This is a genomic window from Nonomuraea sp. NPDC005650, assembly GCF_040605375.1.
In the GTDB taxonomy this organism is placed as follows: Bacteria; Actinomycetota; Actinomycetes; order Streptosporangiales; family Streptosporangiaceae; genus Nonomuraea.
Window position 1 is genome coordinate 1 of sequence record NZ_JBEXCR010000080.1, and the last position, 25,942, is coordinate 25,942.

Genomic DNA, 25,942 nt, shown 5'->3' on the forward strand with positions numbered 1-25,942 from the left:
CGAACAGTTCTATAACCAGCACCGAGCCCATCAAGCCCTGGACCAAGCGGCCCCGCTGCGCCCCGTCCCCGATCCGATCACGGATCCGACGCGGACCATAGACCTGCATGTACGCCGACAAGACCGGCTCGGCGGAGTCCTCCACAAATACTCACATGCCGCTTGACCTGCATGAACGGAATTATCGGCAGGCGCAGAGTTCCTGCGTGCTCAGGCCGAAGGGATCTTGGCATGCGACTTCTTCCATTGCGACACCGTGCTGTTCAAACGCCTGTATTGCCTGGTCGTCATGGAGATCAGCGCCCGCCGCGTACATGTCCTCGGCGTCACCGGGCATCCGACCGGGCCCTGGGTTGCGCAGCAGGCCAGGAACCTGGTGATCGAGCTGGGGGACAGGGCGGAGAGGTTCAGGTTCCTCATCCGCGATCGGGATACCAGGTTCACCGCGATGTTCGACGAAGTCTTCACGGCCGCGGGCATCGGCATTCTCAAGAGCCCACCTCGGGCTCCGCTGGCCAACGCTTTCGCCGAACGCTGGATCGGCGGCTTGCGCCGAGAACTCCTTGATCGGATCCTCATCGTCAACGCCCGCCATTTACGACGCGTGTTGGCCATCTACGAGACCCACTTCAATGAGCATCGCCCACATCGCTCCCTCGGCCAGGCCGCCCCGCTACGAGCCCTTCCCGACCCGGCCGAGGACGATATCAAGGTCATCCGACGTGACCGCCTCGGCGGGCTGATCCACGAATACGTGCAGGTCGCATAGGGCGACCGAGCTCTTGGCACCCACACGCCACAACCTGGGCCACGTTCCTGCGCAGCCAGGCAGGCGCCCTGCTGGCGTGCGACTTCTTCGAGGTCCGTACCCTCACCGGCGCGCGCCGGTACCTTCTGGCGGTCATTGAACACGCTACCCGCCGTATTCGCGTCCTCGGCCTCACCGCCCACCCCACCGGCCAGTGGGTTACCCAACTCGGCCGCAACCTCGCCATGGATCTGCAGGATGTGGGTAGCACGATCAGGTTCCTCATCCGCGACCGAGACGCCAAATTCACCGCGGCCTTCGACACGGTACTGGCCGATGCCGGAGTACGCATCGTCAAGAGCGGTGTCCGGATACCGCGGATGAACTCCATCATGGAGCGCTGGATCCAGACCTGTCGGCGCGAACTGCTGGACCGGACCTTGATCTGGAACCAGCACCACCTCCGCCACGCGCTGCGTGAGTTCGAGACCTTCTACAACGAAAACCGGCCGCACCGCGCCCTCCGGCAGGCAGCTCCACGCCGATCACTTCCCGATCCCAGCACCGGCCCCACTGGAACCGCACCCCTCGACATCCGCCGACATGATCGACTCGGTGGTGTGCTGAAGGAGTACCGGCATGCTCCCTGACCTGGCTGGATGATTATTTGGCACCCGCACCACCACGTCGAACGTCCTCCTCGCCATCGGCCCCCCGTCCCGTGACGAGGGCAAGAATGCTGATCTTCCGATGACCAGGTCCATCCCGACACGCGCGCCCTGACCAGGGTCAATAACGTGATCGAGGTGCTCAATTTACGTGATCGCCGAGGCCTCACTGCTGTTCAATTCCGTGATCGTCGACGCGCAGTCCCGCCGGGCTGGCACCGCTGTTCGTGTTCCCGCTGCTTGGAGCGTGGGCGGGCGGGGCGATCGGACTCATGCTCGGGGCCCTGGTGCCGCCTCAGCGGATCAACGTCACGCTCCAGGCCCGCACCGGCGCGTTTCCCGGCATGCCCGCCCACCGGCGATGTGCTGCCGTCGTCGTCGGCGAACACACCGGCCACGGACTGCGCCGACCCGCTTCCGGCTCTCCGCTGCTCGACTACCGCGGAGAGCAAGCGGCCCGCCATCTCGGGTGACCACGGAACGGCTACTTGCCGCCTGTGGTGGCGATGCCCTTGACGAGGAACTTCTGGCCGAAGAGGAACGCGAAGAAGACAGGGATGAGAGAGAGGATCGACATCGAGAACATCGACCCCCAGTTGGACTGCCCCTGCGAGTCGATGAAGGTACGCAGCGCGATCGGCACCGTGAACATGTCAGGAGAGGTCAGGTAGATGAGCGCCGAGAAGAACTCGTTCCAGCTCGCGATGAAGGTGAAGACCGCCGCCGTGGCGAGTGCCGGGCGCATGAGCGGCATGATGATCTGCCAGTAGATCCGCCAGTGACCGCACCCATCGATCCGCGCGGCCTCGTCCACCTCGCGCGGGATGGCCCGGATGAACTGCACCATAAGAAAGATGTAGAAGGCGTCCGTGGCGAGGAACTTCGGTAGCAGCAGTGGCCAGAACGTGTTGATCAGCCCGAGCTCCGAGAAGGCGATGTACTGCGGCACGATGATCACGTGGATCGGCAGCATGATGGTCAACAGCATGATCGCGAAGAGGGTCCGCTTGAACCGGAAGTTGACCCGCGCGAAGGCGTAGGCCGCGAGCGAGCACGAGGCCAGGTTGCCGACGACCGCGCCGACCACGAGGACCGCCGAGTTGAGCAGGTAGTGCGAGAAGGGGAACGCGAGAGCGTTCCAGCCATGCGTGTAGTTGCCGGCCTCGAAGGTGGTGAGCAGGATGCCGGTCCTGCGGAAGATCTCGTCGTTCGGCCGGAGCGAGCTCACCAGCATCCAGATCAGCGGATAGAGCATCGCGAACCCGAGAACGAGCAGGGCGGTGTGCTTCAGGGTCGACTTCGCCCATCCGAAGCCAACCCCCTTCCGGCGCGCGGTCGGGTCCGCGTCCTCGATCCCGGTGACGACGCCGGACTCGGTTTCAGTCCTCATAGAACACCCAATACTTCGATGCGATGAAGTTCACGGCGGTGAAAGCGGCGATGATGAGGACGAGCAGCCAGGCCATCGCCGACGCGTAGCCCATCTCGAGGTTGGCGAACCCCTTCTGGTAGAGGTACAGCGTGAAGAACATCGTCGAATCGGACGGGCCTCCGCTCCCGCCGGACACGATGAACGCCTGGGTGAACGACTGGAACGCGCCGATCAGCTGTAGCACCAGGTTGAAGAAGATGATGGGGCTGAGCAGCGGAAGCGTGATCTTCCGGAACCTGGCCCACGCGCTGGCGCCGTCCACCTGCGCAGCCTCGTAGTACATGACGGGGATCTGGCGCAGACCGGCCAGAAAGATCAGCATCGGCGCGCCGAAGGTCCAGACGTGCAGCAGGATGATCGTGCTCAGTGCCGTGTCCGGGTTGGAGATCCAGCCCGGACCCTTGATGTCCACGAGCGCCAGGAGCTGGTTGACCAGGCCCGCCTTGCCGAACATCTGCCGCCACAGGATCGCGATAGCCACCGAGGACGCGAGCAGAGAGGGCAGGTAGAAGATCGACCGGTAGAACGGCAACCCCCGCATCCCCCTGTCGAGGACCATGGCGACGAGTAACGCGAAAACAAGCTGGAGCGGCACGGAGACGGCCACATAGGTGAGGGTGACCCGCAGCGAGTTGAGCAGTCGCGGATCCTCGAACATCCGCGTGTAGTTGTCCAGCCCGAGCCACTGGGGTGGCTGGAGGAGGTTGTAGTCGGTGAACGACAGGTAGAGCGACGCGATCATCGGGCCGATCGTGATTCCGATCAAACCGATCAGCCAGGGGAGAAGGAACAGGTATCCGGCCTTGTTGTCGAGTTTGCCGTCGCGCTCGGCCGCGGCCGTCCCACGGCTCGGCCCGCGCGACATGCGCCCGAGCTCACCCAGTGCGCTCATGCCCGCTCCTCGCCGCGCGACCCGACACTCGCATAGCTGATCACCTCATATCCCTCCATCACTCAGGGGTTCGCTCCCTGACCGAGAAAACGTTTCCCCAATATGGCTGGCCATTAGATCAGGTGCCCCGGGGAGCGTCAACACCCTGCGCCCTTGCCCTGACGGCCCTGGTGGGAGATATGAGTGCTCGTTCTACCGCGAGCCCCCAGTTGAGGAAGCGGCAGACACAGCGCCGAGCGAGGGCTAACATCCCTGTGAAAGGGTTTTCCAGGCATGCTCCAAGCAGTTTGCGACAAAAGGACGGCAGGGTAGGCATGGCGAGGGGCGCAGGCGGTAGACCTGTGACGATCACCGCTGTCGCGAAGAAGGCCGGAGTTTCCGTGTCCACCGTGTCCAGGGTGATGAACGGCAACTACAAGGTGGATCCCGGCATCGCCGACCGCGTCCGGGCCGCCGCGGCCGAGCTCAACTACACGGCCAACCCGCTGGCGCGATCTCTCGTGCTCGGCCGCACACAGATCATCTCCATCCTGGTTCCGGACCTGGCCAACCCGACGTTTCAGAGCGTGCTGCGGGGACTCAGCCGCGCCGCCGCCAAGGACAAGTACCACGTACTGGTGGCCGACTCCGTCGAGACCGTCAGCCTGGAGGGGGCCTTGGCGGTGGAGACACGCCGTTCCTGCGACGCGATCGTGCTCTGCGCGCCCAGGATGCCGGACGACCAGCTCAAGAGCCTGCTACCCGAGCTGGAGCCTGCCGTGCTGATCAACAGGGATAGTCCTCTCGCCTCGGTGCCCACATTGGCCGCCGACTACGAGGCGGGCATCCAGCCGCTGGCCCGGCACCTGTACGAGCTCGGCCACCGAAGGATCGCCTACCTGGAGGGGAATACGAAGAGCGTGTCGAACACCAACCGTCTCAAGGGCCTGGAGCGGTTCGCACGCGAGCATCCCGACGTCGAGCTCCTCACGTTCACCTGTGGCGTCGCCTTCGAGCACGGGCATGCGGCGGCCGACGACGTGATCACGTCAGGGGTGACCGGTGTCCTGGCCTACAACGACCTGGTGGCGATGGGACTGCTCAGCGCTCTGCAGGAGAGGGGCGTCCGGGTTCCGGAGCACGTCTCCGTGGCGGGTTTCGACGACATCGCGTTGGCCAGGTACACCACGCCTCCCCTGACGACCGCGTCGGTGCCGATCGCCGAACTCGGTGGGGAGGCGTGGAAGCGGCTGCACGCGCTGCTCCGCAAGGAGACGCCGGATTACGACCTCACCTTCCGGCCTCGCATAGAGGTGCGGGGCAGCACCGGCAAGGCGCCGTCCTGAGCTCGGAGGGCGACCGGTCCGAAGATCGCCGTGCCGTCGCCCGACGAGCCGGGCGGAGCGGTGGCGAACAGGCCGAGCTCCGCCGAGACCCAGTGCCCCTGCGTGGCCTGGAAGCCGTCGAGCCCCGTCACCCAGGAGCCACGTGGCCCGACCCGGAACTGCAAGGTGCACACGCCCTCATCGCTGGAGAGAATGCGCAGCGCGACGGTGGCGGAGGGGTCGCGCAGGGGCGTGCCGAACCTGACGGTCTCTCCCGTGCCCGGTGTGAAGGAGCGTGTCTCGACGCGGATCCCGCCGGCGTCGCGGACGAGGCCCACGTAGGCGTAGTCGGTGCCGAGAATGACGGCACCGGCTCGGGTTCCCAGCTCTGTGGCCTCGAGCCTCAGGGTGGTGGTGAACTCCACGGCTGCCCCGGGGAGTTGCCGGCCCAGCACCTGCGGCAGGCTGCGCAGCGTGCCGAGGTCATTCGGCAGGGCGCGTAGCCCGGCGAAGCCGTCGCCGTCCAGCCGCAGCCAGCCCGGGCGCGGATTGGCCTGCCAGTACCACTGCGGCCCCAGTGTGGTATCGCTGAAGTCGTCGTTCGACGCCGGCCCCGAGGGAGCAGTCAGGGCACGCGCCGGCGCGGGATGCTCGAGCACGGGGCGGCCGTCCGCCCCGATCACTGGCCAGCCCTCCTCGTCCCAGCGCATCGGCTGGAGATGGGTCACACGCCCGAACACGCCGCGGTCCTGGAAGTGCAAGAACCAGTCCTCGCCTTCCGGCGAGGTGATCCACGCGCCCTGGTGCGGCCCGTTGACCGGGGTGCCGGCCTGCTGGAGCACGATGCGGTCCTCGTACGGGCCCAGGACGTGCCGCGAGCGGAAGACCGACTGCCAGCCGGTGCTGACGCCACCAGCGGGCGCGAAGATCCAGTACCAGCCGTCACGCTGGTAGAACTTGGGGCCTTCGAGGGTGAAGTAGCCGGGTAGCAGATCGCCGTCGATCACGGTGGTGGGGGCGCTGAGCGTACGGCGCGCGTCCGGACTGATCTGCACGACGGACAGCCGGTTGTTGACGCCGCTGCGGCTCTTCGCCCAGCCGAACACCATCCAGGCGCGGCCGTCGTCGTCCCAGAGCGGGCAGGGATCGATCACCCCCAGCCCCGGCAGCAGGACGTGAGGCTCCGACCAGGGGCCCGCGGGGTCCTCCGCGGTGAGCACGAGGACTCCACGGTCGGGGTCGGGATAGAAGATCCAGAAGAGCCCGTCATGGTGCCGGATGGAGGGCGCCCACACCCCGCCTCCGTGCCGGGGCAGTTCGAAGTGCGCGTCCGGCGGCACGGCCGGCAGGGCACGGCCGATCGGCTCCCAATCCAGCAGGTTGGGTGAGCGGAGGATCGGCAGGCCGGGGGCTCGGTTGAAGCTCGACGCCACCAGGTAGTACATCTCGCCGACGCGGATGGCGTCGGGATCCGGCCAGTCCGCGTTGATGATCGGATTGCGGTACATGAGCCGCCTGGTCTGTTCGCCCGCCATGACTCCAGGTCTCTCTGTGCTTCCGCCTCGCCCGCTCCGTGGGGACGTGTGGGGCAATTGGCGGTGAAAACGTTTCTTCACTATCTTTGCACGTCTCATCGTCCAGCCGCAGCCGACCGGAGCGCCGAAACTAATGATCATTCGTGAGCTGCGCGTCACGCCCATCGCCTTCGCTGACCCGCCGCTGCTCAACGCCGGTGGTGTCCACGAGCCCCACGTCTTGCGGGCGGTCCTCGAATTGCTCGTCGACGACGGTCGTGGCGGGGAGGTGATCGGCCTCGGTGAGTGCACGGGGCACTCCTGGCAGCTCGATTGGCTGGAGCTCGTCGGCCGGCACCTTCCCGGCATGAGCGTGGCGGAGACGGGGAGGGTAGCCCGGCTGGTCAGCGAGTTGCTGCTCGGGCGGATGGACGGAGTGGACAGGGGGCCGGACGCGCCATGGCGCCGTTGGGCCGGCCGCGCCGCGCCGCCTGGGTCCCGCGGTCCGGCGCCGATCCCGGCGCCCGCTTTCGACGTGCGGCGTGTGTACTCCGCGATTGAGGTGGCCTGCCTGGACGCGCAGGGGCGGCTGCTGGGCGTGCCGGTCGTTGACCTGCTGGGCGGAAGGGTACGCGACACCGTGCCGTACAGCGGCTATCTCTTCTACAAATGGGCTGGCCATCCAGCTGTTGACGGCGGCGTGGCGATCGCGGACGAGTGGGGCGCCGCGCTCGACCCGGAAGGGATCGTCGACCAAGCCAGACGCATGGTCGGCCGGTACGGCTTTCGCTCACTGAAACTCAAGGGCGGCGTCTTCCCGCCGGACGAGGAGATCGCGGCCGTCCACGCCTTGCGGACCGCCTTTCCCGACCATCCGCTCCGCCTCGATCCGAACGCGACATGGACCACCAGGACCGCGCTGAAAGCCGCCCGCGAGCTGGAAGGAGTGCTCGAATACCTGGAGGACCCCGTCGCGGGCGCCGAGGACATGGGCACCGTCGCGGCCGGCACGTCCATCCCGCTGGCGACCAACATGTGCGTCGTCTCACTCGGCACGGTCCGCCCGGCCCTCGAGCACGGCTCCGTGCGGATCGTGCTGGCCGATCACCATTACTGGGACGGCCTGCGCTGCACCATGGCGCTGGGCGCCGTGTGCGAGGCCGCTGGCTGGGGACTGTCTATGCATTCGAACTCTCATCTGGGGATCAGCCTCGCCGCGATGACCCACGTCGCCGCCGCGACACCTTCGCTGCATCACGCGTGCGACACGCACTATCCCTGGAACGGCGCGGACGACGTCGTGGTCGCCGGCGCGTTGTCGTTCGCCGACGGGGCCGTGCGGGTGCCGTCAGGCCCCGGGCTCGGCGTCGAGCTCGACCGTGACATGCTGCATCGACTGCATGCCACCTATCTGGAGCTGGGCCGCGAGCACCGCGACGACACGGCGTACATGCGCCGCTTCGACCCGTCGTTCGATCCTGCGCCGCCCCGCTGGTGACGCGGCCGGATTGGGGCCTCGGGGTTCCGGTGCCGATTCGGGGCAACGTTTCCGAATGCTCCATTGACGTTTCCAACACGTAACTCTAATGTACCGGGAAACGTTTTCTCGCCGCTAGGGAGTCGCAGTGGCACCCAGACTATGCCGAACCCCCCTCCTGATGATGACGGCGTTGGCCATGGCCACGTCCGTAGGCCTCAGCGGCTGCGGAGCCTCCGGCGCCGGTGGCGACGGCAAGGTGACCTTGCGCTTCGCCTGGTGGGGAGGCGACCTGCGCAACAAGATGACCACCGAGGTCATCGCCGCGTTCGAGCAGGCCAACCCGAACATCAAGATAGCGCCGGAGCCCGGCAGCTTCGAGGGCTACTTCGACAAACTGGCCACACAGGTGGCCTCCGGCAACGCCCCCGACGTCATCCAGATGCCCGACGGCTACTTCAACGAGTACGTCGGGCGTGGTGCGCTGCTGGACCTGACCAAACTCCCCATCGACCACACCGACATCGACGACGCGGTGTGGAACACCGGCGTCGTGGGAGGGAAGATCTATGGGGTACCGAACGGCGTCAACACCCACGTCGTGATCGCCAATCCCGATCTCTTCAAGAAGGCCGGCGTCCCTCTCCCCGACGACAAGACCTGGACGTGGGAGGACTACCAGAAGACCGCGCAAGCCCTCAGCGACAAGCTTCCCGACAACGAGTACGGCTCCTCTGCCTTCGGCCTCGACCAGAACGGCCTCGCCGTGTGGTTGCGCCAGCACGGCAAGCAGCTGTTCACCTTCGACAGGAAACTCGGCTTTCAGGCCGCCGACGCCGCACCGTTCTTCGAACTGCTGAAGAAGATGAGCGACTCAGGCGCGGTGCCGAAGGCGGAGGAGGTCTCGGAGCAGGTCGGCGTCACGTTGGAGCAGTCGGGCACGGCGACCGGCCACTATGCGATGGGCTGGTGGGCGTCCAACCAGGTTGCCAACCTCAACACGGCATCCGGCAAGGAGCTCAAGATCCTGCGCCTGCCAACCGTGGACGGCATCGCGGCGAACGCCAAGTTCGCCATCGGCGGCGGCTGGTACACAGCATCCGCCAAGACGAAGTACCCCGACGCCGTGGCGAAGTTCATGAACTTCGTCATCAACGACCGCCGGGCGGGTGAGATCCTGCTCACCGAGCGCGGCGCCCCTGCCAACACCAAGATCCGCAAGGCTCTTCAGGACAGCGGCAAGCTCACCCCAGCCGACAGCCAGTCCATCGACTTCCTGAACGCGCTGTCGGAGGTCGCTATGAACCCGCCTCCGGCCGTTCCCCCGGTCGGCGCGGGCGGATTCCAGGACATCCTGCGGCGCTACACGGTCGAGGTGCTGTTCGGGCGGGAGGCGCCCGCCAGCGCGGCGCAGAAACTCATCGACGAGGCCAACGCCTCGATCAAGTGATCGTGGGGGATACCGAAGATGACAGCCCGGTTCTCGTGGGCCGACCCCGACCGGCGCGCGGTCCCCGGTCCGCTCAGGGATCCGTTCGTCCTGCGCAGTTCCGGCACGTACTACCTGACCGCCACTCCAGCTCCCTACTGGGCTGGCCCTGTCCCCGGAATCCCCCTCTGGTCCTCGCCCGACCTCAGACAGTGGCGGCCCGAGCGGCTGATCACCGAACGCGTCCATATCCCCGCCGACGCCTGTTACCGCGACCGCCTGTGGGCCCCTGAGATCCACGAGATCGACGGCGGCTTCTACCTGACGTTCAACGCCCGCAACGACGCCACCGGCCACCGACACTCGGTGGCCGTGGCCCAGACGGACACCGTCACCGGGCCGTACCGGGTGCTCACACACGAGCGCCCGGCAGTGACCGACGACCTCGACCTGCCCGAGATCGACTTCACCACCCTGGCCGAGGCGGCGTAGCAAGGCGACCTCGCATCGATCGCACGCTTCGTCGGTGGCTCTCATGGCAATCCAAGCCGTCCGCCGTCATCGATGGCTCGACTGTCCGCTTCACGGCCCCTACGGGGCAGTGCTTTCTGGACTGATCCGCTATATTTGCGGGTGGTCGCCCCATGGCGAGTGGTCGCGCTGCACCCCGGTGCAGGGCGGTCCGAGGCTCGAAACCTCCGACACCTTTTCTGGAGCGGGGGCGCCGTGCGACGTCGAAGCGACCGTCCATCGGGTTTGAGCGGTTCTCTCCCGTCTCCACGGCGAAGAGAGCGGCAACGATGACGACAACACCTTATTCCCCGACGGCCCCCTCGACCGAGCTGAAAGGCCGGGTCGTGGTGGTGACGGGAGGCGGCCGAGGGCTCGGCGCGGCCATCGCCTCCCACATCGCGCAGGCCGGCGGCGACGTCGTCTTGGTCGGACGGAACGTGGACGTCCTGAGGGAGCACGCCCGGACCCTGCCTGGCGACCCGCACACCATCGGCGCGGACCTGACCGCGCCCGGGGCGGCCGACGAGATCGTCGCCGCGGTCGTGGAACGCTATGGCCGCCTGGACGGGCTCGTGAACAACGCCGGGTCGGCGCACTTCGGCGATGCGACCTCGATCTCGGCTGCCGAGTACGACGCGATCCTGGCGCTGGACGTGCGGGCACCTCTCATGCTCGCGGGCCGAGCGGCCCGTGCCATGACCGGTGGGGGTGCCATCGTGAACATCTCTTCGGCCATGGCCGCGATCGGGCAGCCCGGCACGAGCCTGTACACGGCGAGCAAGGGCGCGATCGACGCCGCGACGCGGGCACTGGCCGCGGAACTGGGCCCGACCGGGGTGCGCGTCAACTCGGTGAGGCCCGGGCTCACCCGCACCACGGCCACGGAGTACGCCTACCAGGACCCGGCCCTTCTTCAGGCATATCACCGCACGGTCCCGTTGGGCCGGACGGGCGATTCCGTGGAGGTCGCGAGCCTGACCACGTTCCTGCTGTCGGACGCGGCATCCTTCATCACCGGCCAGACGATCGCGGTGGACGGCGGTCACACCACCTCCAACCTTGCGGTCTTCTCCTAGGGGTCTCAGGCTGGAGCAGAATTTAGACGAACCCGCCCCTGCCCTGCGGTGACAGGGGTGTTCCGCGCTGAGAAAGGAGGGCAATCCGTCCTGGCAATTGGCGCTGAGGGCTGATCCCGGAGGTCACCGAGGTTAGAGCCCTTGCCGGAGGTCCGCGTACTCGTCGCGAGCTTGTTCGACAGCGTCGGGGTAGCGCCTGCTCGAACTCGCCGAGCTGACGGTGGGCCACCGCGAGGCCGGGCAGAGACCCTGCCTGGCGGTGAGAGGGCCGATCCAGTCGTAAGCCTCCATGGCTTGGCTGAGATCCTTGATTCCCTCAGCCAGCCGATCCACTCGCACCTTGGTCCACCCCAGGTCGGTGTAGGCGTTCCCTCGATGCAGCGGATCGGCGGGCCGCCTCGGCCTCTCTCTCAGCGGCAGCCGGCTCGTCCCGCCAGCGGCCATGCCGATCCAGCGAAGCGAAAAGGCCAGACCCGCCGGGTCATCAGGACCCTGGTCTGGAACGCGGACGACATCGCCCTCGTCTACTCCTTCGAAGGGCCGGAGCGGTGACAGTGTGGCCTCAGCCCCACCTGCCAGCGGCGCAGCTACGGCGGGTGGGACTGCGGGCCTGTCCGGGCGGCTCAGCCGTCCGTGGGCCGGGGGGAGGCGAGGACGAGCGGGTTACGAGGGAGGGCGGCGGTGTCGACGATGGCGCCGTCCTTGATCACCGCACGCTGGCGGCGCAGGTTGCGGATGTCGGCAAGTGGGTCGGCGTCGAGGAGTACGAGGTCGGCCAGTTTTCCGTTCTCGATCGAGCCGAGGGTGTCGAACTTGCCGTAGGACTTGGCCACGTTCGAGGTCGCGGCCTGGATGGCCGCCATCGGCGTCATGCCCTTCTCCACCACGGCCTGCGTCCACAGGAAATGGTCCTGGCCGAGGGTCCACGGCCGCTCCTCGAGCTCCTCAGGTGGCAGTGACCCGAGGACGTCGGGATCGGTACATCCGGCATCGGCGCCGAGGATGATCGGGGCGCCCTCCTTGATGAGCCGCAGCTCGTTCTCCCAGTGCGCGAAGCCTCCGTAGAACATGAACGGGTTGCCGCTCTTCTCCAGATATGCCTGAAACCCGCTGGTCACAGTCTGAATCTCGCTCGCACAGCCCTTCTCGAGGATGGCCTCGATGGTCTCTGCAGGGATGAGCTGTTGGGCCGTGAGGGTCGGGTGGATGAGTACGTCCGCCTCGAGCCGGGCGGCTGCGAGGTGCAGTGCCTCCAAGCTCATGGTGTGGGTCAGCAGCGGCAGCCCGGCCGCCCGGGTCTCTTCCGTGATGACGTCGAGCACCCGCTCGGAGAACGTGAGGTAGCCGCGGTTGGGTTCCGTGAGGGTGACGAGATGGTCGCTGACCGCGACCTTGACCATGTCGACGCCGCGAGCGATGTAGTCGCGGATCCTGGCCCGGACCTCGACCGGACGCATGACGCTCAGTTCGTGGCCGACGCCGGCTTCGAACAGCGCGTCCATCCGGTCGGCGAAGCGCGGGCTGATGACCTGCCTTGCAGCCATCATGAAGTCGGCCGAGAACGGCCCGCCCATCCCGACGATGTTGCCCGCGGCGAAGATCCGCGCGCCCTCCACCTCGCCGGAGGCGATGCGGTCCCGCGCGCGCAGGATCGGCACCATGGCGTCCCAGGTGTCGAACACGGTCGTGACGCCCGCGCGGAGCGCGACCTGCGCGGATTCCTCGATGACCTCGTGCAGGCGCCCCTCGAACCGTGCGAGGTATTCCGCACCGCCGAAGCCCATCATCATGATGCCGTCGAGCAGGTGCACGTTGCCGTTGCAGAAGCCTGGAACGATCCACTTACCCGTGGCGTCGACGGTCTGCGCCCCCTCTGGCACCGTGACCTCTCCCCGTCGGCCCACGGCGGAGAACCGACCGTTCTCCATGACCACGACGGCATCGGGGACCGGGGTTCCCCCATTTCCGTCGATCAGCGTTCCTCCCGTGACTACGACGATTGACATCGCAGATTCCTTTCCTCAGGGGCCCGTGGGCCTGCTGTCCGAACTTGAGGACGTTTTCGCGGCGAGGCTCGCCGGGTTATCGACCCCTATCCAAAAGCGCCGCAGCGGCCACGAAGCGTAAATGATCGGAACGTAGGCGCCGTCGACGAAGGTGTCCGTGCGGCGACGAGCACTTTGGGCGGCCAGGGCTCCGTCCGGGCAGCGGTCACGGAACTCTTCCATTTGGGTGTGGATCTGCCCGAATACCTCGGGGGTGGACCAGGGCGTCGAACAGGCGTTGGCAGCGCGAAGAAGGTCTAGACCCCGATGATCGGCGACAGGCAGAGAAACCTGAGCGAGAAGTTCCCGCAGAGACTCTTGTCGCGCTTGAATTCGGAGGTGTGTCTGCGGTCCGCCAGTCGGTCGAGCGTCCTCGTCCACCGCCTTCGACGCGGGTGATGCCCGACCGGAGCTGTCCTCGGGGAATACTTCAATCATGGTGCGGCTCCTTGTCGGAGATCTGTTTGGATTCAGAGCATCGGCGGGGCTGACCGCGCACTTGGGGCATCGGAACCATCGGGAATCGTGAGCGAGCTCCCACGTGACTGATAAACTACGATATTAAAGGTCTTGGCGGAAGACGCTCCGGTAACATATGTGTTCCGCTGCAGGAGGGGAGGGAGCGTGGATGACCGGACTTGATCGCGCGGGTGCGCTCAGTGCCGCCTTCGCCCCGCTGTCCGACGTCGGCCGGGCCGATGCGGTCATCCACCGTATCGGCGAAGCAGTGACGCTGGGCCTCCTGGTCGACGGCGACCAGCTACCCAGCGAGAACGACCTGGCCGATCAACTCGGTGTCGCGAACGGCACGGTTCGCGAAGCGCTCGCGGTGCTGCGACAGCGTGGCCTGGTCGAGACTCGTCGGGGCCGCGCTGGGGGCAGCTTCATTCGGGCTAACGAGGACGCGCTGGCCGCATTGCACCTGGACAGGGTCAAAAACATCAGCATTGCTGCATTACGGGACCTCGGAGACGAGAGTGCCGCCGTGTTCATGGCGACTGCCAAGCTCGCGGCGGAGCGGGCCCCGGTTGACACAGCGGTTCGGTTGAAGGCCGATCTCGCCGACCTACGGTCGGCGGCGACGCCGGCCGCGGCCCGGCGCGCGGAAGCGCGGTTCCATATCGACGTGGCAACCGCCTCTCAGTCCGTCCGGCTCACCCACGCCACCGTGCGACTGCAGGCCGAGCTCGGACCGATGGTCTGGCTCGCCGGAAACCACCCAGATCCTGACGTCGTCGCGGACCGGTTGGAGGATCTGGTCGTCGCCGTGGCCGCCGGGGACTCTGAGTCGGCGCGATCGGTAGCCGAGGTGCATTCGGCAGCCGCTATCCGAGCCGCCATTGGCACCCACCTTGCCCTCACCGATGACCACTACGACCAGCGGACGGCGCGACGCCCGCGACCGTGACTGTTCTGAGGAGCTTCCCATGACGAGCGGCCTGGACCTCGAGGAGTGCTGCGCGCTCATCGGTGAATCTGCGGGAGTCGTCTTCCGCGCGCTCGACGGCCTGGGCCATGAGGCCGTGCGGTTCTGGACCGGGGCGAGCGACGCCGGCAGCCTTCCCGCCGCGGCTGACACAGATGTCCTGGAATCCGCGATCATGGCCGAACTCACCTCATCGGTTGTGCCGATGAACGGATGTGGGGTTGTCTTCGCACCTGGGCTGATCCGCGACCGCGACCTGATCATGCAGTGGTTTCGGCACGACAGTCACGGTCGGATCCGCCGCCTGTCGCTCGATTTCAACCCCTCAAGCGAGCGCTTCTACGACTACACCCGCATGGGCTGGTTCCGCGTACCGCGGGACGAGGGACGGCCGACCATCGTCGGACCCTACGTGGATATCCACGGATCGGACTTCTACGTGATGACGTTCGCGATCCCGCTCACCTCGAACGGCCGATTCCTCGGGATCGCCGGCGCCGACCTGGCTCTGGTGGAAGTCGAGCGGGAACTTACGTCCCCCCTGCGCGGGCTCGACGTCGAAGCACTGCTCATCACGGAGGAAGGTAGGATCCTGGCCGCCAACACTCCGAGTTGGATCCCAGGCAATCTGATGCCTCGCAACCCGGACCGGCCCATCCGCGAAGCGAAGGTGCCCAACACCTCCGCAGAATGGAAAGTAGTGCTCCTCGGCGACACGATGTGACGCCCTGACGGCCGACTCGTCCGCGCTCGTACGGCTCACCACTCTCGGGTCCGCCCACGCCTGGCTCGAACGCGGAGCATCCCACGCGACTCCGGGCTTCTCGTCCAGGAGTCCGGAGCCGGCTTCGTGGACGTGCGCTGCACCGACACCGAACTGGCCTCTGCGGTTCGCTGCCGTTGCGCCGATCACCTTCGCCCTGGCTCCGCACCCGGGGCGACGTCCTGGGTGGTGTGATGGGCGGCCAATGCGGCGGCCTGGGGGTCGTGGCGCGCGATGATCTCCTTGACACGTCGAGTCGCGAGAGGGCCGAGCGCGTCGTACACCGCGACGAACAGGTCAACGGCCGGCTTCTGCGGCCACCCGCCGGGCAGGAGTTCGGCGGGCAGTTCGGGGTCGAGCCCCGGGAAGGTCCGCCATTCGTCGATGAGGGCGGTGCGGGCAGTCAGCGCTTCGGTGTGCCCCACACGGCCGATGCGGTCCCGGAGCGACGCGAAACGGCAGATGAACGCCTCGTAGCGGGAGCCGAGCTCGGCCAGGTCCCAGGCGCGCAGCGGATCGCCGTCGCCGGCGTCGCGAATCGGTCCGGTGATGATGGTCGCGGACTTCACCTCCAGCTCGGAGATGACACCGGCGGCGGCGTCGGCGCGGTCGCCAGGGGCGAACCAGGCGGCGTCGTAGACGGGGGCGAAGCCCAGCCATCTCAGCCGGGTCCGCAGTGTGGTACGGGTGCTGCGCAGGGATTCGGGGATGGAGAACGACACGCAGGTCCAGGTTCCGTCCCAAGGGAGGGTGGTACGGCCGAAGCCGAAGATGCGGTCCGTGCCCTCGGCCAGCGTCGCCGACCCTTGTCCGCTGAGGCGATACCGGGTGGCCCGGCCGTGGCGGAGCGATTCCAGGAGTCCGCGGCGGTTCAGGCGGCTGATCGCGGCGCGGGCATTCTGCTCGGAGATGCCGAACTCGGCCAGCAGGTCGACGAGTGCGCCGGACGGAAGCGGCTCCTCTCGCTGATACCAGTAGTCGCCCAGCAGGGTGAGCAGCAGGTGCTGAGGTCTGACTCCCGAGCCCCCGCGGCGCTCGTCGATCTCACCGCCGTCCATGTCGTCCATCTTCTCGCACATCATCCCATTAGACGACAAGATTGACGCTCGTCTGTTTTGGTGTCAATAATGCCTGCGTGGATGGTGCAACTCTGCGTGAGCAGTACAGACGCGCGAACCAATACCGAGAGCTGGCATTCGTCAGCCGCCCCTACCTCGGCTCTCCGGGCGCCCCCGCGCAGGCGGAGACCAATGTCAGCAACCTGTGGGCGCATCTCAACGGCGGATTCCTGATGGGATACGAGTACACCCACTGGTGGGAGGAGTCGCTGGCGCTGAGACAGGCGGCCGTCCTGGGGGACTGGAGCTGGCTCAACAAGGTCAGGATCACCGGGCCCGACGCCTCCCGGTTCATGGACTGGATCTCGGTGAAGAGCGTCGCACGACAGAAGGTCGGCCAGACCCTGTTCACACCGATGGTCAGCGAGCACGGCCGGATCGCCATCGAAGGGCTGACCCTCAAGCTGGATGAGGAGGAGTACCTCTTCACCCAGTCCGGAGCACAGTTCTGGCTCGCCGAGGTCAAGAGCCGTACGTCGATGAAAGTCGAACTCGAGGACGTCACGCCGGATTACACCTGTTTCGCCCTGCAGGGCCCGCGTTCCCGTGAGGTGCTGGAAGAGGTCACCGGGGAGTCGTTCACCGACCTGCGCTTCTCGCACTGGCGACGGCTGGAGCTGTTCGGGACCGAGGTGATCGTGCAGCGCCAGGGTGTCACGGGCGAACTCGGCTACGAGCTGCTCATGCACACAGGCACAGGTCGCGCGCACGAGCTGTGGCGCGCCGTCCGCACGGCAGGCGCCCCGTACGGCCTGCGCGAGCTCGGCTTCAAGGCCCAGCTCATCGGCCACACCGAGAGCAACATGCCCACCGTCATCCGCGATTTCCTGCCGGACCGCTTCCCTCGGGAGAAGCTGCCCCGCTTCGCCCGGTTGTGGAGCACCGAGGCTGACCTCGCCGCGATCGACCATGCCCTCACCGAGCATCTGGCCACCCCGGCCGAACTCGGCTGGGGTTACACGGTCGATCTCGACCACGACTTCCTGGGCCGCGACGCCCTGGTCGCCGAGGCCGACGCGGGAGGCCCCGCCCGCCTTTTCCGCGGTCTGCGATGGAACGCCGAGGACATGGGACGGTTGTTCGCCGACCAGTTCCTCGACGTGGACGCGCCCGCTCCGCCCGACCTGCCGTGGGGCCAGTTTCGTATGTCGTACCTCGCCACCTATCACGAGGGTGCCGCGGTGGGCTGGGCCTCCGCCCTCACCTACAGCCCCACCCTGCGCGCGATGATCTCCCACGCCCGGCTCGATCGGAGCGTGGCGCCCGGCGACGAGGTCGAGGTGGCCTACCACGCCACCGGCGCCGGCCCGCAGCGGCGGATCCGCGCCACCGTCACCACGCCGCCGTTCATCCCGAACCTGCGGCGTGACCCCCTTTCCCCGGCCGAATGAGGCGCAGCATGGACTACCAGCTGACCATAGACGCGATCCTCCGCCGCGCCGAGCGCTTCTCTCCCGGCCGCGAAATCGTCACCCGGCTGCCGGACCGCTCCTACCACCGCCTCGGATACGCCGACCTGGCCCAACGCGCCCGGCGGCTCGGCTCGGCACTCACCGTCCTGGGGCTGCCTCCCGGAGCACGGGTGGCCACCCTGTGCTGGAGCCACCACCAGCATGCCGAGATCTACTTCGGTGCCCCGATCGCCGGCCTGGTCACGCACCCGATCAACCCGCGCCTGCATCCCGACGACATCGCCTTCATCGCCACACACGCCTGCGACGCCGTGCTCATCGTCGATGAGAGCCTGCTCGACGTGTATGAGCAGATCCGCGACCGCGTCTCCTTCGAGCACGTTGTGGTGATCGGCAACCCGCCCACCGGGGCGATCGGGTACGAGGAACTCCTGGCCACCGGCGACAACGATTGGCGGCCTCCAGAACCGGACGAACGTACGACCGCGCTGGTCACCTACACCAGCGGCACCACAGGGCGCCCCAAAGGCGTCGAGGTCTCCCACCGGGCCGTGGCCCTGCACTCGCTGTCCAGCGCACTGCCCGGCTGGCTGGGTTTCACCGACGCAGACACGGTGATGCCGGTCGTCCCCATGTTCCACGCCCTGGCCTGGGGCTGGCCCTACACTTGCGCACTCCTCGGCACCAAACTGGTCCTGCCCGGCCCGCTCCTCGATCCGGTGAGCCTGCTGGAGAACATCGAGCAGGAGCGTGTCACCGTCACCGGAGGCGTGCCTACCATCTGGACCAGCGTGTTGCAGACTCTCGACGCCGACCCCGGACGCTTCGACGTGTCCAGCCTCCGGGCTGTGCTGTCCGGCGGCTCGACCGCCCCGCCATCCATGATCGCGAGCTATCAGGAGCGGTACGGCGTTGCCCTGGTCCACACCTGGGGCATGACCGAGTTGACCATGGGGGCGATCTCCGCCCTCCCTTGGGGCATGATCGACGCGCCCCCTGACCGGCAGTCCCGCCAGCGCGCCAAACAAGGCCGCCCCATGCCCTTCATCGAAATCCGCGCACGCGGCGACGCGGGACTCGTCCCCTGGGACGACCAGGCCATGGGTGAGCTCGAAGTCCGCGGGCCCTGGGTCGCCGCCGAATACGCGGACAATCCGGAAGCTTCGACCGAGCGCTGGACCGACGACGGCTGGCTGCGCACCGGCGACATCGTCACCATCGACGAGCACGGCTACATCGACATCCGGGACCGCGCCAAGGACCTCATCAAGTCCGGCGGGGAATGGATCTCCACTCCAGCGCTGGAGAACGCGCTGATGGGGCATCCGGCGGTCGCCGAGGCCGCCGTCATCGCCGTGCCGGACGCCCGCTGGAGCGAACGGCCGCTGGCGGTCGTTGCACTGCGTCACGACGCGAACGCGACCTCCGCCGAACTCCTCGAATTCATCGCCCCTGCGGTCGCCAAATGGTGGCTGCCCGACCGCATCGAGATCATCGAAGCGATCCCCAAGACCGCAGTCGGCAAATTCGACAAAATCGCGCTGCGCCGCCGCTACTCCGCCTCCGAAGGACATCGATGACACACAGGGAACGCATGCGGGTCGCCTGGGCCGACACCGACGCCGGCGGCCGCATCCACCACACCGCTGCATTCCGCTGGGCCGAGGTGGCCGAGCATGCCATGCTGCGTGGTCTCGGCCTCGACTCCGACGCCATCGTCAGCTTCCCCCGCCGCCACATCGAAGTGACATACCACCTGCCTCTGCGCTTCTCCGATGAGTTCGACCTCCTGATCGCTCCCGAACACACTGGACGCACCTCCATCACCTACGCCTGGCAAGCAGTCCAGGGCGATCGGGTCTGTGTCGAGGGCCGCACGGTAGCCGTCCACGTCAACGACCAGGGACACCCCATCACCCTTCCTGAGGCGCTGGCCACCCTGTCCTGACATCGATTCCACGACCAGCCCCAGCAGGTTCTATGCCGGATCCCTCTCACCTGTGCCGTTGGACGAGCCGAGAAGCCGGGAGGCGTCCTGGTGGCCTTGCCCCAGGGCGCTCGGTCGGACGTCGCGCTGCCCGCGTCAACGTCTGTCGCGGCCACCTTGGCCAATCGGTTCGCTGGTGATCGGCCGACGTTCGCGCCGAGGTACGGGATCAGCGTGCCACCGGAGGGCCACGTTGACGACCGGCGACCAGCGGCAGATCCCGAGGATCGGCGTCTCCGCCGCCACCGCCTGCCGGACCGGTGTGCGGTCCTCCTGATCGGTGCCGCGATCCGCACAGTACAGGACCGGGATCGGCCCGGTGACTCGTAGATCACCGGGCCGACGTCGCCGCCCCCGAGCAGATCAAAACGTGCAAAACGTGCAAAACGCTGGGGTGCGACGAAGGACGGTTCTTAGGGTTTTCCGAAGCGCGAGCGAGCGGGCCGACCCGCCGGAAAGCGCTGGTAGTGGAGGTGCAACACGTGGTATCCCGTTCGATCTCATGGTCCCGTCAACAGGTAGGCAGATCAGCGGCCCGCGGTACGGGTGGAGCAGTCGCCGCCCCGCGAGAGGAGAGCGTCGTCGCAGGACTCGGCGCGCTGGATCAGGGTGGCAACGCGGTAGACGCCGCAGTGGCCGCAGCGCTGGTGGCCGGGGTCGTCGAGCCGATGGAGACGACGCTGGCAGGAAGCGGCTTCATGATGGTGCACGCGCCGGACGACGGCGTCTGGGCCGTCGAGTTCGGGCCCCGGGCGCCGGCAGCGGCGTATCCCGGCATGTTCCGGCCGCTGCGCCCGGGCGAGGCGACGGCACCGCTCGGCGTGACCGCGGTGGCGGACGACGCCAACAAGGTGGGACCGCTGGCCTGCGGTGTCCCGCGTACATTGGTCGGCCTGCTGGACGCGCAGCGCCGGTTCGGCCGGCTGACGCCGGCCGCAGTGATCGAGCCTGCGGTGCAGGCCGCCTACGATGGTTTCGCCGCGGACCCCTGGTTCACGTTGACCGCCCTGGCGCAGCTGCCCGCGTTGCGGAAGGACGCCGGAAGCGCGGCGGTGTTCCTGCGGGACGGCGACCTGCCGCTCGGCGCCTGCGGTTTCGTGTTCGCCGGCCCGTCCTTCGGCGAACCCGAGCGGGTACGTCAGCCCGCCCTGGGCGCGACCCTGGAACTGGTCGCCGCGCGAGGTACGTCCGTGCTGACCGACGGCCCAGTCGCCGCCCGGCTGCTGGAGACCGTCGCTCGGGTCGGCGGGCTGCTGTCCGCCGACGACCTGCGGCAAGCGGCTCCGCAATTCACCCGGCCGCTGACCATCGACTTCCGTGGCACGCAGGTGCACGCACCACGGGCGCCCGGTGGCGGGCTGACCGAGCTACAGATCCTCGCGGCCTGGCAGGCGCTTCACCCCGAGGCTCCGCCGCCGCCCGGCTCCGCGGAGTGGGTGCGCGACCTCGCCCTGGTGATCCAGCATGCGTTCGCCGATCGTTACCACTGGCTCGGCGATCCCGATTTCGTGCCGGTCCCGGAGTCCCTGCTGGCTCCGGCCTACCTCGGCGAACTCGTCACCGCGATCCGCTCCGGCGAGCCGCCGGCTCGGCACTGCGGCACGCGGCAACCGTGGGAGGTGTTCGCCTCGCTGGCACTCCACGACCCGTGGCGCGGTGGCGGAACGGCCGCCCCCGTCTGGAATCCGGCCGGCGGATCCGTCCCCGGCTCGGGGACGACGCACATCTCGGTGATGGACCCTGACGGATGGGCGGTCTCGGTCACGCACACCGCGGCGAACCCGTACGGGTCCGCCGTGCTCTGCCCGGAAACCGGCCTGTTGCTCGACTCGGCGATGGTGTGGTTCAACGCCGTGCCCGGGGCCGCCAACAGCATCCGGGGCGGAGCCCGGCCGGTCGCCAACATGGGCCCGGTACTCGTCACCGCGGGCGGGCAGCTCGCCGCAGTAGGCGCTTCCGGCGGGCGCCGGATCATCAGTGCCGTCTCCCAACTGGTCCTGCACCTGGTCGAGGGCGGGGCCGGCGCGGAGGAGGCGGTGAACGCTCCCCGGTTGGACGGCAGCGGCACGGAGCTCCTGATCGACGACCAGCTCACCGATCAGGGGACCGGCCTCGCCGAGTACGGCCTGGATGTCGTCCCGGTGAGCCTCCAGCACCAGCCGTTCTCGATGGACTTCGCCCGTGCCAACCTGGTGCTCAACTCCCCGGGCGGCTCCCTCACCGCGGCCATCGACCCCCACCCCCAAGGCCACGCGGCCGCTCTCAGCAACAGGATCGACAGCCATGACCACTGATCACCGCACCGGCCCCGAGGGGCCCTCCCCCCAGCGGGTCTTCTGGATCTCCTGCATCGGGACCACGCTGGAGTTCTACGACTTCCTCGCCTACGGCATCGCCGCGGCGCTCGTGTTCAACACCCTGTTCTTTCCGGCGGAAGACCCTCTGGTCGGTACGCTGCTTGCATTCGCTACGTTCGGCGCCGGATTCCTGGCCCGGCCGATCGGCGGCGTGGTGATCGGGCACTTTGGCGACCGCCTCGGGCGGCGCAGGATGCTCGTGCTCACGCTGACCATCATGGGTGCCTCGACCCTGCTGATCGGGCTGCTGCCCACCTACGACAGCATCGGCGTGTGGGCGCCCGTCCTGCTGGTGGTCCTGCGCATAGTGCAGGGCTTCGCGGCCGGTGGCGAATGGGGCGGCGCCGCCCTGTACGGCGTGGAGTCGGCTCCGCCCGGGCGGCGCGGGCTGTTCGGCAGCTTCACCAGCATGGGCATCGGGCTTGGTGCCCTACTGTCGACTCTGGTCTTCACTGTCGTGAACGCGATCTTCGCCGACGACCTGGCCGCCTGGGGGTGGCGGATCCCGTTCCTGCTGGGGGGATTGCTGGTGTTCATCGGTATCGTGGCCAGGCGTGGCATGGAGGACACACCGGAGTTCCAGACCGCCGAGCCCGCGAAGCTGCCGGTCGTCGAGGCGATCCGGCTGGCACCCCGCCAGGTGCTGCTGACGTTCGGCCTGAGCCTCGGCTACAACACCCTCGCCTATCTGTCCTTCACGTTCTTCCTCGCCTATGCGAAGGGGGAGGGATACTCCTCCTCCGCGGCGTTGTGGGGGCAACTGCTGTATTCGGTGACCATCTTCGTCGCGGCCCCGCTGTTCGCCATGTGGTCGGACCGGATGGGGCGGCGGTTGGTGATCGTCCTGGGCGGTGCGGCCAGCGGTGTGTTCATGTTCATCTACTTCCCGCTGGTCGGCACCGGGCTGGTACCGCTGATGCTGCTCGCCTTCGCCATCACCGGGCCGCTCATGGCGGCCATGCAGGGACCGCTGCCCGCCCTCGCCGCCGACCAGTTCCCGGTGCACGTTCGCTACAGCGGGATGTCGGCCGGCTACCAGATCGGCGCCGCGCTGGGCGGCGGCCTGGCCCCAACGATCGCGACCGCGCTGTACGCCTCCGGCGACCACGCGTCGTGGCCGGTGGCGGTCTACGGGGCGGTCGCCTCTGTGGTGGTCATCGCCTGCGCTGCGCTGCTGCGCGAGTCCTCCGCCGACGCGACACCTGCCGTGGGGGAGGTGCTGACGGACCGGGACTGACGGCGGCCGGTTGACCCGCGCGCGCAGAGCCGGAAGGGGACGGCGCGCGGCGTCGTCTCCGTGGCCCTGCCCAGCAAGGGGCAGAGCAGGTCGATGAGCTGCTCTGCGGCGATGGAGACATCCCAGCGCATGCCTGTGACGGGCGGCTCGCCGTGCTCGGTGAGCCGCCCGTCCATGCAGGTGGCGACGAGCATGTCGGCCGGGACCGTCAGGCCGGCCGCAAGCACCGTGTCGCGCACCCCGACCGCGAACACGCTGGAGGAGGTGACGATCGCGTCGGGACGCCGGCGTCGGACCAGCAGCGACCGGGCCGCCTCGGCGGCACCCTGCTGCCCTGTCCGCTCATCGGCCTGCTCGATCACGCTGCGCCGGCCTCGGGCCGCGCACCAGCGCACGAAGGCGCCGCGCAGTGCCCGGGTCCAGTGGTTGTCCTCGGTACCTGTGATCATCGCCATTTCCGCCGCACCCGCCTTCGCCAGGTGATCGAGCAGCGTGGCGGTGGCGGACTCATACTCGCAGCGCACGAAGCAGGTGAACTCCGGCCTGCCCGGATCCGGGTCCAGGGTCACCACGGGCCGCCGTGCCGCCAGCAACTCTCCCAGCAGCGGATCAGCCGTGTAGGGGCCGACTATGATGAAGCCATCGATGCTCGCGTGCTGCCCGGTCAGGTCCAGCGGCGGGCGCAAGTGCACCAGCTCGCAACCGGCCGCCGAGGCCGCCATCGAGGCCGCCCCCGCCAGGGTTGACAGTGAGTCGGTCCCCCTCGACCAGCCCGTCACGGCGGCCCGCGGCGCCATGAACAGCCCGATCCGCGGCACGTCGGCTGCGGAGCCGCGCCCCCGGATGGGGACGTAGCCCACGAGACTGGCCGCCTCCATGACTCGGCGGCGGGTCGCGGACGAGACCGGCCGGTGCCCGCTGAAGGTGTGCGACACGGTGGTCAGCGAGACCCCGGCCAACTTCGCGACCTCAAGCATCGACGGGCCGGCGGTGGGGCCGCCGGGCGCGGCTCCCTCGGATAGAGGTTCCATGAGGTCACCCCCGATGTCATAGCGCGTCGGATCGTACTCGATGAAAGGGATGAAAAACCGTACCCGCGAAAGCGACCTGGCGCCAGTCCGCGGACGCGGGTGCGTGTGCCATCGAACTCGGCTTTCACCTGGGCGGATACCAGCCTCAGCGAAGCGTGCGGATGAGTTTCTTGTTGAGGAACTCCTCGATGCCGTAGCGGCCGAGTTCCCGGCCGAAGCCGGACCGTTTCACACCTCCGAAGGGCAATTCGATCCCGTCCGCGTTCACGCCGTTGATGAACACCATCCCGGCCTCGAGTTGGTTTGCTACCCGTTCCGCCTGCTCCGGGTCGTCCGTGAAGACGTAGGATCCAAGGCCGTAGGGCGTGTTGTTGGCGAGCGCAACCGCCTCCTCCTCGGAGCCGACCTTGAAGATCATCGCTACGGGACCGAACAGCTCCTCGCTGAACACCTCGTTGTCCGGAGCGACACCGGTAAGGATCCCCGCGGGGAAGTACGCACCGTCTCGTTCCCCTGTCATCCGCAACTCCGCGCCACCTGCCACGGCTCGATCGACTTGCGATGCCAGGAGCTCGGCCGCGTGCTGGGACGAGAGCGGTGACGACTCTCGGCGTTCGGCGAGCTTGGCGTGGAAGGCTTCTACGAACTCGTCGTAGAGACGGTCGAGGACGATGAACCGTTTGCCGGCGTTGCAAGCCTGCCCGGTGTTGTGCACCCGGGCGCTGACGGCCGCCTGGACCGTCGCGTCGAGGTCGTCTGTGTCGAGCACCAGGAAGGGGTCCGAGCCCCCAAGCTCTAGCACCACCTTCTTCAGGTTGCGGCCGGCGACCTCGGCCACCGCCGCCCCGGCCCGCTCGGAACCGGTCAGTGACACGCCCTGGATCCGGGGATCGGCGATGATGGCGGCTACCTGCTCGTTGGTGGCGTACACGTTGACGTACGCCCCGACCGGGAAGCCGGCATCGAGGAAGATCTGCTCGTACGCAGCCGCCGACTCGGGACACTGAGGCGCGTGCTTGAGCACGATGGTGTTGCCCGCTGCGAGGTTCGGAGCCGCGAACCGGGCCACTTGGTAACAGGGGAAGTTCCACGGCATGATGCCCAACAGCGCTCCCACCGGCGCCCGGCGGATCAGCGCGGTACCGGTGCCGTCGAGGAGGTCGATCGGCTCGTCCGCGAGGAACGTCGCCGCATTGTCAGCGTAGTACCGGTATATGGCGGCGCTGAACCTCACCTCGCCGACCGCCTGGTCTCGCGGCTTGCCCATCTCGCGCATGATGATCTCGCCGAGTTCCTCGGCGCGCTCCTCATGCTGCTCGGCGACACGTCGCAACAGCCGCGCGCGATCGGATACCTGGGTTCCCCGACCCCACGTGGCGTACGCCGCAGCGGACAGGTCGAGCGCCGCCGCGATCTCTGCGTCCGTCGCCGTCGGGAAGGTCTTCAGGACCTCGCCATTACGTGGATCGCGGACTGCGTACTCGGTCATGCTTCGGCTCCTTGGTCACCATGT

General features: G+C 67.8%; 22 protein-coding genes. 15 read left to right on the forward strand and 7 right to left on the reverse strand.

All coding sequences use genetic code 11. The annotated features are described in order from the left end of the window. Positions 1–256 precede the first annotated feature (256 nt). The 3 genes from ABZS69_RS63750 (at position 257) to ABZS69_RS63760 (ending at position 1,889) form a co-directional block, all read left to right on the forward strand. The gene (locus ABZS69_RS63750) at positions 257–769 is read left to right on the forward strand and encodes an integrase core domain-containing protein (protein ID WP_355393793.1); all 513 of its coding nucleotides are present in this window, start codon (positions 257–259) and stop codon (positions 767–769) included. A gap of 224 nt (positions 770–993) precedes the next feature. Continuing rightward, positions 994–1,398: an integrase core domain-containing protein gene (locus ABZS69_RS63755; RefSeq protein ID WP_355393795.1), complete on the forward strand. Its 405-nt coding sequence runs from the start codon at positions 994–996 to the stop codon at positions 1,396–1,398. Between the two features lie 245 nt (positions 1,399–1,643). Continuing rightward, positions 1,644–1,889 (forward strand): hypothetical protein, encoded by a 246-nt coding sequence (locus tag ABZS69_RS63760; protein ID WP_355393798.1) that lies wholly within the window; start codon positions 1,644–1,646, stop codon positions 1,887–1,889. A gap of 11 nt (positions 1,890–1,900) precedes the next feature. On the opposite strand, the gene ABZS69_RS63765 is transcribed toward ABZS69_RS63760, so the two are convergent. Together ABZS69_RS63765 and ABZS69_RS63770 are read right to left on the reverse strand one after the other, a co-directional pair. After that, entirely contained in the window at positions 1,901–2,671 is a 771-nt protein-coding gene (locus tag ABZS69_RS63765; RefSeq protein WP_355393881.1) for a carbohydrate ABC transporter permease, read from the reverse strand. 124 nt (positions 2,672–2,795) lie between these two features. Next, on the reverse strand, positions 2,796–3,740 hold the full coding sequence (locus tag ABZS69_RS63770; RefSeq protein WP_355393801.1) for a sugar ABC transporter permease: 945 nt from the start codon (positions 3,738–3,740) through the stop codon (positions 2,796–2,798). Between the two features lie 341 nt (positions 3,741–4,081). Here ABZS69_RS63770 and ABZS69_RS63775 point away from each other — a divergent pair, with 341 nt between their 5' ends. After that, positions 4,082–5,065, forward strand: coding sequence for a LacI family DNA-binding transcriptional regulator (locus ABZS69_RS63775; RefSeq protein WP_355393804.1), 984 nt, complete (start codon positions 4,082–4,084; stop codon positions 5,063–5,065). Here the strand turns inward: ABZS69_RS63775 and ABZS69_RS63780 are convergent. Then, positions 5,002–6,579, reverse strand: a complete 1,578-nt coding sequence (locus tag ABZS69_RS63780; protein ID WP_355393807.1) for a family 43 glycosylhydrolase — start codon at positions 6,577–6,579, stop codon at positions 5,002–5,004. The two genes, ABZS69_RS63775 and ABZS69_RS63780, sit on opposite strands and share 64 nt — an antisense overlap. A 133-nt stretch (positions 6,580–6,712) precedes the next feature. On the opposite strand from ABZS69_RS63780, the gene ABZS69_RS63785 reads away from it, so the two are divergent. The 4 genes from ABZS69_RS63785 (at position 6,713) to ABZS69_RS63800 (ending at position 11,053) form a co-directional block, all read left to right on the forward strand. Next, positions 6,713–8,056: an enolase C-terminal domain-like protein gene (locus ABZS69_RS63785; protein WP_355393810.1), complete on the forward strand. Its 1,344-nt coding sequence runs from the start codon at positions 6,713–6,715 to the stop codon at positions 8,054–8,056. A 178-nt stretch (positions 8,057–8,234) separates the two neighbouring features. Further along, entirely contained in the window at positions 8,235–9,485 is a 1,251-nt protein-coding gene (locus ABZS69_RS63790) for a sugar ABC transporter substrate-binding protein (RefSeq protein WP_355393813.1), read from the forward strand. An 18-nt stretch (positions 9,486–9,503) separates the two neighbouring features. Further along, on the forward strand, positions 9,504–9,956 hold the full coding sequence (locus ABZS69_RS63795) for a family 43 glycosylhydrolase (protein WP_355393816.1): 453 nt from the start codon (positions 9,504–9,506) through the stop codon (positions 9,954–9,956). Positions 9,957–10,264: 308 nt separating this feature from the next. Beyond that, positions 10,265–11,053 (forward strand): SDR family oxidoreductase, encoded by a 789-nt coding sequence (locus ABZS69_RS63800; protein ID WP_355393819.1) that lies wholly within the window; start codon positions 10,265–10,267, stop codon positions 11,051–11,053. Between the two features lie 623 nt (positions 11,054–11,676). On the opposite strand, the gene ABZS69_RS63805 is transcribed toward ABZS69_RS63800, so the two are convergent. After that, the gene (locus ABZS69_RS63805) at positions 11,677–13,059 is read right to left on the reverse strand and encodes an amidohydrolase family protein (protein ID WP_355393822.1); all 1,383 of its coding nucleotides are present in this window, start codon (positions 13,057–13,059) and stop codon (positions 11,677–11,679) included. Between the two features lie 667 nt (positions 13,060–13,726). On the opposite strand from ABZS69_RS63805, the gene ABZS69_RS63810 reads away from it, so the two are divergent. Both ABZS69_RS63810 and ABZS69_RS63815 read left to right on the forward strand, forming a co-directional pair. Beyond that, a complete protein-coding gene (locus tag ABZS69_RS63810; protein ID WP_355393825.1) occupies positions 13,727–14,506 on the forward strand; it encodes a GntR family transcriptional regulator in 780 nt (259 codons plus the stop codon). Positions 14,507–14,525: 19 nt separating this feature from the next. Then, positions 14,526–15,248, forward strand: coding sequence for a cache domain-containing protein (locus ABZS69_RS63815; RefSeq protein ID WP_355393828.1), 723 nt, complete (start codon positions 14,526–14,528; stop codon positions 15,246–15,248). A gap of 185 nt (positions 15,249–15,433) precedes the next feature. Here ABZS69_RS63815 and ABZS69_RS63820 read toward each other — a convergent pair whose 3' ends face one another. Continuing rightward, positions 15,434–16,354: a PaaX family transcriptional regulator C-terminal domain-containing protein gene (locus ABZS69_RS63820; protein ID WP_355393831.1), complete on the reverse strand. Its 921-nt coding sequence runs from the start codon at positions 16,352–16,354 to the stop codon at positions 15,434–15,436. Positions 16,355–16,422: 68 nt separating this feature from the next. On the opposite strand from ABZS69_RS63820, the gene ABZS69_RS63825 reads away from it, so the two are divergent. The 5 genes from ABZS69_RS63825 (at position 16,423) to ABZS69_RS63845 (ending at position 23,398) form a co-directional block, all read left to right on the forward strand. Continuing rightward, positions 16,423–17,796 carry a glycine cleavage T C-terminal barrel domain-containing protein gene (locus tag ABZS69_RS63825; RefSeq protein WP_355393834.1) on the forward strand — a complete coding sequence of 458 codons (1,374 nt, stop codon included), beginning with the start codon at positions 16,423–16,425 and terminating at the stop codon, positions 17,794–17,796. An 8-nt stretch (positions 17,797–17,804) separates the two neighbouring features. Next, positions 17,805–19,397, forward strand: a complete 1,593-nt coding sequence (locus ABZS69_RS63830) for a long-chain-fatty-acid--CoA ligase (RefSeq protein ID WP_355393837.1) — start codon at positions 17,805–17,807, stop codon at positions 19,395–19,397. Beyond that, positions 19,394–19,765 carry a thioesterase family protein gene (locus ABZS69_RS63835; RefSeq protein ID WP_355393840.1) on the forward strand — a complete coding sequence of 124 codons (372 nt, stop codon included), beginning with the start codon at positions 19,394–19,396 and terminating at the stop codon, positions 19,763–19,765. The genes ABZS69_RS63830 and ABZS69_RS63835 overlap by 4 nt, the downstream gene beginning before the upstream one ends. A gap of 521 nt (positions 19,766–20,286) precedes the next feature. Continuing rightward, entirely contained in the window at positions 20,287–22,098 is a 1,812-nt protein-coding gene (locus tag ABZS69_RS63840) for a gamma-glutamyltransferase (protein ID WP_355393843.1), read from the forward strand. Beyond that, positions 22,088–23,398 (forward strand): MFS transporter, encoded by a 1,311-nt coding sequence (locus tag ABZS69_RS63845; RefSeq protein WP_355393846.1) that lies wholly within the window; start codon positions 22,088–22,090, stop codon positions 23,396–23,398. Before ABZS69_RS63840 ends, ABZS69_RS63845 begins: the two co-directional genes overlap by 11 nt. Here ABZS69_RS63845 and ABZS69_RS63850 read toward each other — a convergent pair. Together ABZS69_RS63850 and ABZS69_RS63855 are read right to left on the reverse strand one after the other, a co-directional pair. After that, a complete protein-coding gene (locus ABZS69_RS63850) occupies positions 23,290–24,429 on the reverse strand; it encodes a LacI family DNA-binding transcriptional regulator (protein WP_355393849.1) in 1,140 nt (379 codons plus the stop codon). The two genes, ABZS69_RS63845 and ABZS69_RS63850, sit on opposite strands and share 109 nt — an antisense overlap. A 145-nt stretch (positions 24,430–24,574) precedes the next feature. Further along, the gene (locus ABZS69_RS63855) at positions 24,575–25,918 is read right to left on the reverse strand and encodes an NAD-dependent succinate-semialdehyde dehydrogenase (RefSeq protein ID WP_355393852.1); all 1,344 of its coding nucleotides are present in this window, start codon (positions 25,916–25,918) and stop codon (positions 24,575–24,577) included. Between the last annotated feature and the right edge of the window lie 24 nt (positions 25,919–25,942).